This is a genomic window from Pseudomonas paraeruginosa PA7 (assembly GCF_000017205.1).
GTDB classification, from domain to species: Bacteria; Pseudomonadota; Gammaproteobacteria; order Pseudomonadales; family Pseudomonadaceae; genus Pseudomonas; species Pseudomonas paraeruginosa.
The window spans coordinates 3,707,467-3,720,516 of sequence record NC_009656.1 but is presented as its reverse complement, the minus strand read 5'-3'; the positions used below and the strand labels follow the sequence as shown (position 1 = coordinate 3,720,516).

Genomic DNA, 13,050 nt, shown 5'->3' with positions numbered 1-13,050 from the left:
CCAGGGGCGATTTCTGTAGCGCCTCAGCCGGCTTTTTCCGCGTTGCCGCTGCGCAGGATGAAGCGGCTGAGCGCCTCGACCAGTTGCCGCGCCAGCGGCAGGTTCGGGTCGTTGTAGGCGGATAGCTGTTGCAGGCCGGTGCTCGGGGCGATCCGCAGGATATGGTTCATGCCGTCGATCAGCACCAGTTGCGAGTCGGGCTTGGCCCGCTTGAGCGCCTGGGCATCGGCGACGCCGACCTGGATGTCGTTGCGGCCCTGGACAATCAGGGTCGGGATGCGCAGGGCGGCGAAGGCCCGTGCCGGGTCCTCGCGGAACAGCGAGATCAGGTACGGCTGCACGCTGGGGCGGAGCAGGCTGGACAAGGCCGGCGGAATGTCCCGGCGCATCTGCCCGGCCTTCAGCGAAGCGAGCACCGAGTCGGCCTGGCGCAGTTGCGCCGGCGGCAGGCGGCCACGCAACTGCTCGCGCAGCACCTGGTCGATCGGCTGGCCGCTGCCGGCGATGGCGATCAGTTCATCGGCGGACGTGCGTGGTGCCGCCAGGCTGGCGATCAGCGCGCCTTCGCTATGGCCGACCAGGATCAGCCGGGAGAAGCGTGGGTCGCGCGCCAGCCGCTGGCTCCAGGCGACCACGTCGTCGACGTAGGCGCCGACGCTGAGGTCCTCCTCGCGCGGCGCCGCCGCCAGGCTGCGGGCGACCCCGCGCTTGTCGTAGCGGACGCTGGCGATCCCGCGTTCGGCCAGGGCCTCGGCAAGCCGCAGCAGGTAGCGGTTGTTGCCGCCGAAGGGGTTGTTGCCGTCGCGATCGGTCGGCCCGGAGCCGGCGACCAGCAGGACCACCGGCGGCGGCTCGGCGCTCCTGGGCAGCAGCAGCGAGCCGCGCAGCACGCCGTGGCCGGTGTCCAGGTCGTAGGGGCGGTGGAGGATGCTGCCGGGAGCGGCATGGGCCAGGTTGGCGAACAGGCAGAGCAGGGCGAGGAGGGCGCGCGGCATGGAGGTCTTCATGGACGGATGATAGCGCTTTGAGCGCGCCTGCCGGGGAAGGTTCGCAGGCCCGTTTCCGGCGGGTATACTCCTTTGCCTTTCCCTCTCGACTTCCCGCGGAGCCTCGCATGTCCGGCAACACCTACGGCAAGCTGTTCACCGTCACCAGCGCTGGCGAAAGCCACGGCCCGGCGCTGGTCGCCATCGTCGATGGGTGCCCTCCGGGGCTGGAACTGTCCGCCCAGGATCTGCAGCGCGACCTCGACCGGCGCAAGCCCGGCACCAGTCGGCACACCACCCAGCGCCAGGAGGCCGACGAGGTGGAGATCCTTTCCGGGGTGTTCGAGGGCCGGACCACGGGCACGCCGATCGGCCTGCTGATCCGCAACACCGACCAGAAGTCCAAGGATTATTCGGCGATCAAGGACCTGTTCCGTCCGGCCCACGCCGACTACACCTACCACCACAAGTACGGTGTGCGCGACTACCGCGGCGGCGGCCGCTCCTCGGCGCGCGAGACCGCCATGCGCGTGGCCGCCGGCGCCATCGCCAAGAAGTACCTGGCGGGCCTGGGCATCCGGGTGCGCGGCTACATGAGCCAGCTCGGCCCGATCGAGATCCCGTTCAAGACCTGGGACAGCGTCGAGCGGAACGCCTTCTTCAGCCCCGACCCGGACAAGGTGCCGGAGCTGGAGGCCTACATGGACCAGCTGCGTCGCGACCAGGACTCGATCGGGGCGAAGATCACCGTGGTCGCCGAAGGTGTGCCGCCGGGCCTGGGCGAGCCGATCTTCGACCGCCTGGACGCCGAGCTGGCGCATGCGCTGATGAGCATCAACGCGGTGAAGGGCGTGGAGATCGGCGCCGGCTTCGCCAGCATCGCCCAGCGCGGCACCGAGCACCGCGACGAACTGACCCCGCAAGGCTTCCTGTCGAACAATGCCGGCGGCATCCTCGGCGGGATCTCCTCCGGCCAGCCGATCGTCGCTCACCTGGCGCTGAAGCCGACCTCCAGCATCACCACCCCGGGCCGTTCGATCGATACCGCCGGCGAACCGGTGGACATGATCACCAAGGGCCGTCACGACCCGTGCGTCGGCATCCGCGCCACGCCGATCGCCGAGGCGATGATGGCCATCGTCCTGCTCGACCAGTTGCTGCGCCAGCGTGGGCAGAACGCCGACGTGCGCGTCGACACGCCGATCCTGCCGCAGCTGTGAGGGCTGTGGCAGGCAGCGATGCGGGACGGGTGAACGGCGGATCGTGACCAGCGCGGTTCCCTACTGGCGCCTGTCCAGCTTCTATTTCTTCTATTTCGGCCTGCTCGGCGCCACGGCGCCGTTCCTGGCCCTGTATTTCCATCACCTGGGCTTCCCCAGCCCGCGCATCGGCGAGCTGGTGGCGATTCCCATGCTGATGCGTTGCGTCGCGCCCAACCTGTGGGGCTGGCTCGGCGACCACAGCGGCCAGCGCCTGGCCATCGTGCGTTTCGGCGCGGTATGCACGGCGCTGGGCTTCTCGCTGATCTTCGTCAGCCACAGCTACGCCTGGCTGGCGTTGGTGATGGCGTTGCACGCGTTCTTCTGGCACGCCGTGCTGCCGCAGTTCGAGGTCATCACCCTGGCCCACCTGCGCGAGCGCAGCGCCAGCTACAGCCGCATCCGCCTGTGGGGCTCGATCGGTTTCATCTGCACCGTGGTCGGTCTCGGCGCGCTGTTCGAGCGCCTGAGCCTGGACGTCTACCCGGCCGCGCTGCTGGCGATCATGCTCGGCATCGTGCTGTGCAGCTGGTGGGTGCCCAACGCCCAGCCGGCCCATCGCGAGCCGCGCGAAGGCGAGGGCGGTTTCCTCGCCCAGTTGCGCCAGCCGGGCGTGCTGGCGTTCTATCTGTGCGTGTGCCTGATGCAGCTGTCCCACGGGCCGTACTACACCTTCCTCACCCTGCACCTGGAGGCGCTGGGCTACAGCCGCGCGCTGATCGGCTTGCTCTGGGCGCTGGGGGTGGTCGCCGAGGTGCTGCTGTTCCTGGTCATGCCGCGCCTGCTGCAACGTTTCAGCCTGCGCCAAGTGCTGGCGGCGAGCTTCCTGCTGGCGGCGCTGCGCTGGCTGCTCCTCGGCAACCTGGCCGACAGCCTTGCGCTCCTGGTCTTCGCCCAGACGCTGCATGCCGCCACCTTCGGCAGTTTTCATGCGGCCGCCATCCATTTCGTGCAGCGCAGCTTCGGTCCGCGCCAGCAGGGACAGGGGCAGGCGCTATATGCTGCGCTGGCCGGCACCGGCGGTGCGCTGGGCGCGCTGTATTCCGGCTACAGCTGGAACAGCCTGGGCGCGGCCTGGACCTTCGCCATCGCCAGCCTGGCAGCCTTGCTGGCAGCCGCTATCATCAGAACCCGTTTGCAAGAGGTGCGGGCATGAACGACAACCGTGAACAGCTGACCCAGCAGATCATCGACGCCGGCCGGTTCCTCTATGGCCGTGGCTGGTCGCCGGCCACCAGCAGCAACTATTCCGCGCGCCTGGACGAGGGGCGCGCGCTGCTCACCGTCTCCGGCAGGCACAAGGGCCAGCTGGGCTTCGACGACGTGCTGGCCACCGACCTGGCCGGCAACAGCCTGGAGCCGGGCAAGAAACCTTCCGCCGAAACCCTCCTGCATACCCAGTTGTATGCCTGGAGTCCGGCGATCGGCGCGGTGCTGCATACCCATTCGGTGAACGCCACCGTGCTTTCCCGCCTGGTCCGCGGCGACCGCCTGGTATTGCAGGACTACGAGTTGCAGAAGGCCTTCGCCGGAGTCACCACCCATGAAGGACAGGTCGAGGTGCCGATCTTCGACAACGACCAGGACATCGCCCGCCTGGCCGGTCGCGTGCAGCCCTGGTTGGAGGCGCACCCGGACTGCCCGGGGTATTTGATCCGCGGCCACGGGCTGTACACTTGGGGCGCACGCATGAGCGATGCCCTGCGTCAGGTGGAAGCTTTCGAGTTTCTGTTCGAGTGTGAACTGAAAGTACTGAGTCTGAGCCGATGAGCAGCCTTACCGTCTATCACGAGAGCCAGCCGGAGCAGCCGCTGAAGCTGCTGACCCATGCCGAGGACATCGCCTCGACCCTGGCCGAGGTCGGCGTCCGTTTCGAACGCTGGGAGGCCGCCGCGCCGATCGCCGCCGGTGCCAGCCAGGAAGAGGTGATCGCTGCCTACGCCCACGAGATCGAGCGGCTCAAGCGCGAGCGCGGCTACATCACCGTGGACGTGGTCAGCCTGGACAGCGACCACCCGCAGAAGGCCGAGCTGCGCGCCAAGTTCCTCGACGAGCACCGCCATGGCGAAGACGAAGTGCGCTTCTTCGTCGCCGGGCGCGGCCTGTTCGTCCTGCATATCGAGGAGCATGTCTACGCCGTGCTCTGCGAGCGCAACGACCTGATTTCGGTGCCGGCCGGCACCCGCCACTGGTTCGACATGGGCGAGCATCCGCATTTCGTCGCCGTGCGCCTGTTCAACAACCCCGAGGGCTGGGTCGCCCAGTTCACCGGCGACGACATCGCCAGCCGCTTCCCCCTGCTGGAAGACTGAGCGAGGCACCGCCCCATCCGTCACCATCCGCGCCCCCGGTCCTGCCGGGGGCGGTTTCATCCGGAGTCCGCATGACCATCAAAGCCATCCTCACCGACATCGAAGGCACCACCAGCGCGGTCAGCTTCGTCTTCGAAGTGCTGTTTCCCTATGCCGCCCGGCACCTGCCGGATTTCGTCCGCGAGCACGCCGGGGAGGCCGAGGTGGCCGCGCAGCTGGATGCGGTGCGCGCCGCGAGCGGCGAGGCGGACGCTGGTGTCGAGCGAGTGATCGCGATCCTCCTGCAGTGGATCGCCGAGGACCGCAAGGCGACGCCGCTGAAGACCCTGCAAGGCATGGTCTGGGCCCAGGGCTACCGCGACGGCCAGCTGAAGGGGCATGTCTACCCGGACGCGGCGCAGGCGTTGCGCGAATGGAAGGCGAGAGGGCTGGACCTGTACGTCTATTCCTCCGGTTCGATCCAGGCGCAGAAGCTGATCTTCGGCTGTTCCGAGGCCGGCGACCTGGGCCCGCTGTTTTCCGGCTACTTCGACACTACCAGCGGGCCTAAGCGGGAAAGCGCCTCCTATGCGCGGATCGCCGGGGCCATCGGCCTGCCGGCCGCGCAGATCCTCTTCCTCTCCGACGTGGTGCAGGAGCTGGATGCCGCGCGCGACGCGGGCCTGCGCACGCTCGGCGTGGCCCGCGAAGGCGGCAGCCTGGACGGGCATCCGACGGTGGCAAGTTTTGCCGACATCGTCGTGGAGTGAACGCGCCGGCTATCCTGAGGGAACACTCTCGCTCGGGAGCATCGCGCCATGGGTTCCACCCTCAGCGGGCTGATCAGCCTGGTCATCCTGGCCCTGGATATCTGGGCCATCGTCAACATCCTGAAAAGCGCTGCGGAAACCGGGATGAAGATCATCTGGGTCCTGGTGATCATCATCCTGCCGGTGCTCGGCCTGATCATCTGGGCCATCGCCGGCCCGCGTGGCAACGTGAAGCTCTAGGTACGCGCGGCGGCTAGCCGCCGGCGGCATAGTGCTGCCACAGGTGGATGGCGGCGTAGGCGCGCCAGGGCCGCCAGGCCTCGGCGCGGGCCTTGAGGCTGCGCGCGTCGATGCCGCCCGGGCCCCAGACCGTGGATTTCAGCAGGCCGAGGTCGGCGGCGGGAAAGGCATCGGCTTCGCCCATGGCGCGCAGCGCTATGTACTCGGCGGTCCAGGGGCCGATGCCGGGCAGGGCGCAGAGGCGTTCGACCAGCGCCTCGGGGCCGTCCGCCAGGTCCAGGCACAGCTCTCCCGAGGCGATCGCCGCGGCGAAGCGTTGCAGTGTCTGTACGCGCTTGCCGGGCATGCCGATGCCGTCGAGGTTGGCTTGCGCCAGCGCGGCGGGCGTCGGGAACAGGTGGCTGATGCCGTCGTAGCCGGGATTTTCCAGCGGCTCGCCGAGGCGCTGGATCAGGCGCCCGGTGATGGTCACCGCGGCCTTCACCGTGACCTGCTGGCCAACTATGGCCCGCACCGCCTGCTCGAACGGATCGAAGGCCACCGGCAGGCGCAGCCCGGGGTTGGCAGCCACCAGCGGGCCGAGCAGCGGATCGCCGGCGAAATGCCGGGCGATGGCTTCCGGGTCGCTGTCCAGGTCGAACATCCGCCGGACCCGCGCTTCGAGTTCGCGGGCCAGCGGGCGGGCAGCCGGGCTCAGGGTCAGTGCCAGGGCCTGGCGCTCCGCCAGCGGACGCACCTCGAACCAGGCGCCACGGCCATCGGCGCGGAAACTGCGGGCATAGTGTCCCTCGCCCAGGTTCTCGACGCCGGCGAGCAGGCGCAGGGCGAAATGCTGGTGGAACTGGCGCCATTCCCAGGGCGACTGGTAGGGCAGGTGCAGGACGAGGGGAGAATCGGGCTGGTTCATGGGCAGACGATACCCGTCCGCCGCGTTCGGCGCCATCCGCCGGCGGGGGTTCGACCTGTCATGGCCGCCAGCGTAGAATGCGCGCCTTTCTTCGCGGCGCGGGCAGGTCCCCGTGCCAGATTGCAGCCTTACCAGGGAGATCCCGGCCCATGAGCGATTATCAGGAAACTCTGTACCAGGGCTACGGCCAGCGCTTCAGCATCGACAACATGCTGCACGAGGTGCGCACCGAACATCAGCACCTGGTGATTTTCGAGAACGCCCGGATGGGCCGGGTGATGGCCCTCGACGGAGTGATCCAGACCACCGAGGCCGACGAGTTCATCTACCACGAGATGCTCACCCACGTGCCGATCCTCGCCCACGGCGCGGCCAGGCGTGTACTGATCATCGGCGGCGGCGACGGCGGCATGTTGCGCGAGGTGGCCAAGCACAAGAGCGTGGAGCGGATCACCATGGTCGAGATCGACGGCACCGTGGTCGACATGTGCAAGGAGTTCCTGCCCAACCACTCCCAGGGCGCCTTCGACGATCCGCGGCTGAACCTGGTGATCGACGACGGCATGCGCTTCGTGGCTACCACCGAAGAACGCTTCGACGTGATCATTTCCGACTCCACCGACCCGATCGGCCCTGGCGAGGTGCTGTTCTCCGAGAACTTCTACCAGGCCTGCCGGCGCTGCCTGAACGAGGGCGGCATCCTGGTCACCCAGAACGGCACGCCGTTCATGCAACTGGACGAGGTACGCACCACCGCCGGGCGCACCAATGGCCTGTTCGTCGACTGGCACTTCTACCAGGCCGCGGTGCCGACCTATATCGGCGGCGCCATGACCTTCGCCTGGGGCTCGACCCGCGAGGGCCTGCGTCACCTGCCGCTGGCGACCCTGCGCCAGCGCTTCCGCGACAGTGGCATCGCCACCCGCTACTACAACGCCGATATCCACCAGGGCGCCTTTGCCTTGCCGCAGTACGTACTGCAGGCCATCGGCAAGCAGGACAACGACTGACGCTTCACCGGGGAAAGGGCCGAAAGGCCCTTTTTCATGTCCGGCGCGGACATCCCCTGTTACTGCCAGCTAACATTTTTTTCACAATTGATCCGGGAAAATCTGCGCGCTTTTTTCCATCGCCATGGCTATAAATGGCAGTTTTGTCCTTGAGTGCATCGAATGCCGACCAAACGATTGCGCCAGAGCGGCGTAGTAGCCTCCTGCCTGCTCGGTAGCGTCCTCCTAATCGCCCTGACCTTCCTCGGCTGGCAGCGTTTCGCCCCGGTGTCCGCGATTCCGGGCTGGTCCTATCGGGTGGTGCTCGAGGATATTCCCCATGTCAGCGCCCTGGCCCGCGACCCGGACGGATTGCTCTACGTGAGCCAGGAGCTGCAGGACGGCAAGGGGCTGGTCTTCCGCATCGCCGCCGACGGTAGCCGGACTACCGTGCTCGACGGCTTGTCCAAGCCCGACGGCATGGCCGCGTTCCGCGACGGTATCGCGATCAGCCAGGAACAGGGACAGTCGCCGGTGTTCTGGTGGCATGGGCAGCAGGCCCTGCCGCTGTTCGACGGGGTCCAGGTGGAGGGCGTCGCCAGCGACGGCCGCTACCTGTACGCCGCCGAGGATCGCGACCTGGACGGACGGATCCTCCGCTACGACCCGGAGACGGGCGCACTGGCGGTACTGCGCGAGGGATTGCAGCGCTCCGAGGGGGTGGCCGCCTGCCCGGACGGCGGCGTCTTCTATACGGAAAAGAAACGTGGCCACGTCATGCGCCTGCATGAGGGGGCCGAGGACGAGGTGGTGCTGAACGGACTGAACGCACCGAGCTTCTTGCTGTGCGATAGCGAAGGCCTGTGGATCACCGAGGACTCGACGCATAATGCGCGGGCCCTGTTGCTGCCGCCCGGCGGCCAGCTGCAGGTGATCGTCCGGCGCCTGCGCTCCGCGCAATCCCTCCTGCCCATCGGGCCCGGCCGCTACCTGCTGGCCGAGCAGGGGCGGGACCGCATTCTCGAAATCGAACGACAGAAGAGCGAATTGTAAACATGGACCAAACGGAAGTCCGAACCACCCAATCGCCATCCCGGCTGTTCCAGCCGACCATCCGCAGCCACCTGGCATTCACCGCCCTGAGCGCCCTGGTGCTGCTGGTCATGTTCAGCCTGCTACGCCTGGCGCTGCTGATCTACAACCGCGAACTGATCGGCGCGACCCCGGCGAGCACCTTCCTCGAGGCGTTCTTCAATGGCGTGCGCTTCGACCTGCGGGTCGTGGTCTACGCGGTGGCGCCGCTGGTGCTCTCGCTGTTCGCGCTGCGCGCGATGGCCGCCCGCGGCCTGTTCCGCGCCTGGCTGACGGTGTTCGCCAGCATCACCCTGTTCCTCGGCGTACTGGAACTGGACTTCTACCGCGAGTTCCACCAGCGCCTGAACAGCCTGGTCTTCCAGTACATGTCGGAAGACCCGAAGACCGTGATGAGCATGCTCTGGTACGGCTTCCCGGTGGTCCGCTACCTGCTGGCCTGGGCGTTCGCCACCTGGGTGCTGTACCGGCTGTTCAAGGCGGTCGACCTGGCGACCCGCCCGAGCCAGCGCAAGCCGCGCGAGGACAGCGTGGTCGCCCGGCCGAACGCCGCCGCGCCCTGGTACGTGCGCGGCGTGGTGCTGTTCGTCTGCGTGCTGGTCTGCGTCCTCGCCGCCCGCGGCACCCTGCGCCAGGGCCCGCCGCTGCGCTGGGGCGACGCCTTCACCACCGAATCGATGTTCGCCAACCAGTTGGGCCTCAACGGCACCCTGACCCTGGTCAAGGCGGCCAAGGAGCGCTTCTCCGAAGATCGCGCGAACATCTGGAAGGCCACCCTGGACGACAAGGTCGCCCTGGAAACCACCCGGCAGATGCTGCTGACCCCCAACGACAAGCTGGTGGATGCCGACGAGGCCGCGGTGCGCCGCGAATTCACCCCGCCGGCGGCGAACACCCTGCCGATCCGCAACGTGGTGGTGGTCCTGCTGGAAAGCTTCGCCGGCCACTATGTCGGCGCCCTGGGCGCGCCGGGCAACATCACGCCGTATTTCGACAAGCTGTCGAAGGAAGGCCTGCTGTTCACCCAGTTCTTCTCCAACGGCACCCATACCCACCAGGGCATGTTCGCCACCATGGCCTGCTTCCCCAACCTGCCGGGCTTCGAGTATCTGATGCAAACCCCGGAAGGCGGCCACAAGTTCTCCGGCCTGCCGCAGTTGCTCAGCGCCCGCCAGTACGAGGACGTCTACGTCTACAACGGTGATTTCGCCTGGGACAACCAGTCCGGCTTCTTCAGCAACCAAGGCATGACCACCTTCATCGGCCGCAACGACTATGTCGACCCGGTGTTCTCCGACCCGACCTGGGGCGTTTCCGACCAGGACATGTTCGCCCGTGGCAACCAGGAGCTGGACAAGCTGGCGAGCACCGGCAAGCCGTTCTACGCGCTGCTGCAGAGCCTCTCCAACCACGTGCCCTACGCGCTGCCGAAGGACCTGCCGGTGGAGCGCGTGACCGGCTACGGTTCGCTCGACGAACACCTGACCGCGATGCGCTATTCCGACTGGGCGCTGGGCCAGTTCTTCGAGAAGGCGAAGCAGTCGCCGTACTACAAGGACACCCTCTTCGTGGTGGTCGGCGACCACGGCTTCGGCAGCCCGGAGCAGCTCACCGAGATGGACCTGCACCGCTTCAACGTGCCGCTGCTGCTGATCGCTCCCGGCATCCAGGAGAAGTTCGGCACCCGCCTGCCGACCGTCGGCACCCAGGTCGACATCGTGCCGACCATCATGGGCCTGCTCGGCGGCGAGACCGTCCACCAGTGCTGGGGCCGTGACCTGCTGAACCTGCCCGAAGGCGACAAGGGCTTCGGCGTGATCAAGCCGTCGGGCAGCGAGCAGAACGTCGCCATCGTTTCCGGCAATCGCATCCTGGTGCGGCCGAAGGACGGCGACGTGCGCGTCTACGACTACCAGCTGGGCGGCGACGCCAAGGCGGTGATCACCAAGGACGTGCCGGACCAGGCCGAACTGCAGAAGAAGCTGGAATCGTTCATCCAGACCGCGACCAAGAGCCTGCTGGACAACACCGCCGGCGTGGTGCACGGGATTCCGGACAAGGACTGATCCGCGGGGTGCATGAGAAAGGGGCCGTCAGGCCCCTTTTTTCATCGCGCGATCGCTCAGAGCAGGGTGAAGCGCCCTTCCTCGACCTTTGCCGAGTCCAGGCCGACGAAGACCTTGAACTCGCCTGGCTCGGCAGCGTGCCTGAGCTGGCTGTCGTAGAACTTCAGGTCCGCCTCGCCGAGGGTGAAGACAATCTCGCGGGACTCGCCTGGCTGCAGCAGCACCTTGCGGAAACCGCGCAGTTCCTTCACCGGCCGGCTGAGGCTGGCGACCGGGTCCTGCAGGTACAGTTGGACCACCGTGGCGCCGGCGCGCTTGCCATCGTTCTTCAGGGTCACCCGTGCTTCCAGCGTATCGCCGCGGGCCAGGCGCTCGCTGGACAGGCGCAGTGGCGAGAGGCTGAATTCGGTGTAGCTGAGGCCGTAGCCGAACGGGTAGAGCGGTCCGTTGGCCTCGTCGAAGTAGCGCGAGGTGTACTTGCCGGGGTTGTCGTGGTCCATCGGCCGGCCGGTGTTCAGGTGGTTGTAGTAGACCGGCACCTGGCCCACCGAACGCGGGAAGGACATGGTCAGCTTGCCGCTGGGGTTGTGCTCGCCGAACAGCACGTCGGCGATGGCGTTGCCGCCCTCGGTGCCGCTGAACCAGGTTTCCAGGATCGCATCGGCGTTTTCCTGCTCCCAGCCCAGCGACAGCGGGCGTCCGTTCATCAGCACCAGCACCAGTGGCTTGCCGGTGGCCTTCAGTGCCTTCAGCAGCCGCCGCTGGCTGGCCGGGATGCGCAGGTCGGTGCGACTGGAGGCCTCGTGGGCCATGCCCTGCGATTCGCCGACCACAGCGACCACCAGGTCGGCGTCGCGCGCGGTGCGCAAGGCCTCCTCGAGCATCGCCTCGGCGGAGCGCGGATCGACCTCGACTTCCGGGTTGTAGCTGTTCAGGTAGTCGAGGATCGCCGGGTCGCCGCTGACATTGGCGCCCTTGGCATAGAGGAGGGTGGCGCGCTCGCCGACGGCGTTGGCCAGGCCTTGGTACACGCTCACCGCCTGGCGTGGCACGCCGGCGGCCGACCAGCTGCCGATGACGTCGCGCTGGCTCTTGGCCAGGGGGCCGATCACCGCGATCCGCCCCTGTTTCTTCAACGGCAGCAGGCCGTCGCGGTTCTTCAACAGGACCAGCCCTTCGCGAGCCACCTCGCGGGCGGCCTGGCGGTGCAGGCGGCTCTCGGCGTTGGTGTCGAACGGCGGGTCGTCCGGCTTGCCCAGGCGCCGGTAGGGATCGGCGAACAGGCCGAGGTCGTACTTCGCCACCAGCACGTCGCGGCAGGCGCGATCGATGTCGGCCTGGTCGATCTCGCCGGCCGCCAGCAGCTTCGGCAGCCAGGTGGAGTAGAGATCATCGTTCATGTTCATGTCGACACCGGCCTGGATCGCCAGGCGCGTGGCGTCCCGCTCGTTGCCGGCGAGGCCGTGCTTGATCAGTTCCTTCACCGCGCCGTGGTCGCTGACGGTCAGTCCCTTGAAGCCCCATTGCTGGCGCAGCAGGTCGGTCAGCAGCCAGCGGTTGGCGGTGGCGGGCACGCCGTTGATGGTGTTCAGCGAGACCATCACCGCGCCGGCGCCGGCGTCCACCGCGGCCTTGTAGGGCGGCAGGTAGTCCTGGAACATGCGCGGCAGGCTCATGTCCACGGTGTTGTAGTCGCGGCCGCCCTCGGCTGCGCCATACAGTGCGAAGTGCTTGACCGCCGCCATGATGCTGTCCGGCGCGGCGAGGTCCTTGCCCTGGTAGGCGCGGACCATCGTGCCCGACAGCAGCGAGGTCAGGTAGGTGTCTTCGCCGAAGCCTTCCGAGACCCGTCCCCAGCGTGCGTCGCGGGTGATGTCGACCATCGGCGAGAAACTCATGTCGAGGCCGTCGGCGCTGGCCTCCAGCGCGGAAATCCGTGCGCTGCGGGCGACCACCTCGGGGTCCCAGCTGGCGGCGAGGCCGAGGCTGATGGGGAAGATGGTGCGATGCCCGTGGGCCACGTCGTAGGCGTAGAACAGCGGGATCTTCAGGCGGCTGTGGCGGACCTGGTCCTGCATCGCGCGGATGTCCGGCCGGGTCACCGTGTTGAAGATCGCGCCGACCTTGCCGGCGCGGATGTCCGCCATCAGCGCTTCCTTGGGATGGTCGGCGCCGACGCTGACCAGGCGCAGCTGGCCGATCTTTTCCTCGTTGCTCATGCGAGCCATGAGGGTGGAAATGAAACGCTCCTTGGCATCCGCTGCCGGATCGGCGGATCCAGCCTGGCCTGCCGCCAGTGCCGGGCTCCCGCTCAGCCCGATGAAAAGCCCCAGTACACACAGCCTGTTCATGCATGTTTTCTCGTTATTGGGTAGACGCTCGTCGTGGCGGCGTGGCGCGCATTGGCCCATGCCGCCCGGCGGGCGCGACATAAGGTGTTCGCAGCGAGG

At 67.6% G+C, this 13,050-nt stretch carries 12 protein-coding genes; 9 read left to right on the top strand and 3 right to left on the bottom strand.

Features of this window, described 5'->3' with window-relative positions:
- Positions 1-23: 23 nt before the first annotated feature.
- Positions 24-1,007 carry an alpha/beta hydrolase gene (locus tag PSPA7_RS17045; protein WP_033997276.1) on the bottom strand — a complete coding sequence of 328 codons (984 nt, stop codon included), beginning with the start codon at positions 1,005-1,007 and terminating at the stop codon, positions 24-26.
- Positions 1,008-1,114: 107 nt separating this feature from the next.
- Here PSPA7_RS17045 and aroC point away from each other — a divergent pair, with 107 nt between their 5' ends.
- The 6 genes from aroC (at position 1,115) to PSPA7_RS17015 (ending at position 5,546) form a co-directional block, all read left to right on the top strand.
- Positions 1,115-2,206 carry a chorismate synthase gene (gene aroC, locus PSPA7_RS17040; protein WP_012076230.1) on the top strand — a complete coding sequence of 364 codons (1,092 nt, stop codon included), beginning with the start codon at positions 1,115-1,117 and terminating at the stop codon, positions 2,204-2,206.
- A 43-nt stretch (positions 2,207-2,249) separates the two neighbouring features.
- Positions 2,250-3,401, top strand: a complete 1,152-nt coding sequence (locus PSPA7_RS17035) for an MFS transporter (protein ID WP_003151900.1) — start codon at positions 2,250-2,252, stop codon at positions 3,399-3,401.
- Positions 3,398-4,015 (top strand): methylthioribulose 1-phosphate dehydratase, encoded by a 618-nt coding sequence (locus PSPA7_RS17030; protein WP_003151901.1) that lies wholly within the window; start codon positions 3,398-3,400, stop codon positions 4,013-4,015. The genes PSPA7_RS17035 and PSPA7_RS17030 overlap by 4 nt, the downstream gene beginning before the upstream one ends.
- Positions 4,012-4,557 (top strand): 1,2-dihydroxy-3-keto-5-methylthiopentene dioxygenase, encoded by a 546-nt coding sequence (locus PSPA7_RS17025; protein WP_012076229.1) that lies wholly within the window; start codon positions 4,012-4,014, stop codon positions 4,555-4,557. Before PSPA7_RS17030 ends, PSPA7_RS17025 begins: the two co-directional genes overlap by 4 nt.
- A 71-nt stretch (positions 4,558-4,628) precedes the next feature.
- On the top strand, positions 4,629-5,306 hold the full coding sequence (gene mtnC, locus PSPA7_RS17020) for an acireductone synthase (RefSeq protein WP_012076228.1): 678 nt from the start codon (positions 4,629-4,631) through the stop codon (positions 5,304-5,306).
- A 48-nt stretch (positions 5,307-5,354) separates the two neighbouring features.
- Positions 5,355-5,546 carry a PLDc N-terminal domain-containing protein gene (locus PSPA7_RS17015; protein ID WP_012076227.1) on the top strand — a complete coding sequence of 64 codons (192 nt, stop codon included), beginning with the start codon at positions 5,355-5,357 and terminating at the stop codon, positions 5,544-5,546.
- A gap of 13 nt (positions 5,547-5,559) precedes the next feature.
- Here the strand turns inward: PSPA7_RS17015 and PSPA7_RS17010 are convergent, their stop codons facing one another.
- Positions 5,560-6,453: a DNA-3-methyladenine glycosylase family protein gene (locus PSPA7_RS17010; RefSeq protein ID WP_012076226.1), complete on the bottom strand. Its 894-nt coding sequence runs from the start codon at positions 6,451-6,453 to the stop codon at positions 5,560-5,562.
- Positions 6,454-6,602: 149 nt separating this feature from the next.
- Here PSPA7_RS17010 and speE point away from each other — a divergent pair, with 149 nt between their 5' ends.
- The 3 genes from speE to PSPA7_RS16995 all read left to right on the top strand — a co-directional run bounded on the left by speE (position 6,603) and on the right by PSPA7_RS16995 (position 10,600).
- On the top strand, positions 6,603-7,463 hold the full coding sequence (gene speE / locus PSPA7_RS17005; protein WP_003152170.1) for a polyamine aminopropyltransferase: 861 nt from the start codon (positions 6,603-6,605) through the stop codon (positions 7,461-7,463).
- 162 nt (positions 7,464-7,625) lie between these two features.
- Positions 7,626-8,495 carry an NHL repeat-containing protein gene (locus PSPA7_RS17000; protein WP_012076224.1) on the top strand — a complete coding sequence of 290 codons (870 nt, stop codon included), beginning with the start codon at positions 7,626-7,628 and terminating at the stop codon, positions 8,493-8,495.
- A gap of 2 nt (positions 8,496-8,497) precedes the next feature.
- A complete protein-coding gene (locus PSPA7_RS16995) occupies positions 8,498-10,600 on the top strand; it encodes an LTA synthase family protein (RefSeq protein WP_012076223.1) in 2,103 nt (700 codons plus the stop codon).
- A 56-nt stretch (positions 10,601-10,656) separates the two neighbouring features.
- On the opposite strand, the gene bglX is transcribed toward PSPA7_RS16995, so the two are convergent.
- On the bottom strand, positions 10,657-12,951 hold the full coding sequence (gene bglX, locus PSPA7_RS16990) for a beta-glucosidase BglX (RefSeq protein ID WP_012076222.1): 2,295 nt from the start codon (positions 12,949-12,951) through the stop codon (positions 10,657-10,659).
- Positions 12,952-13,050: the final 99 nt, after the last annotated feature.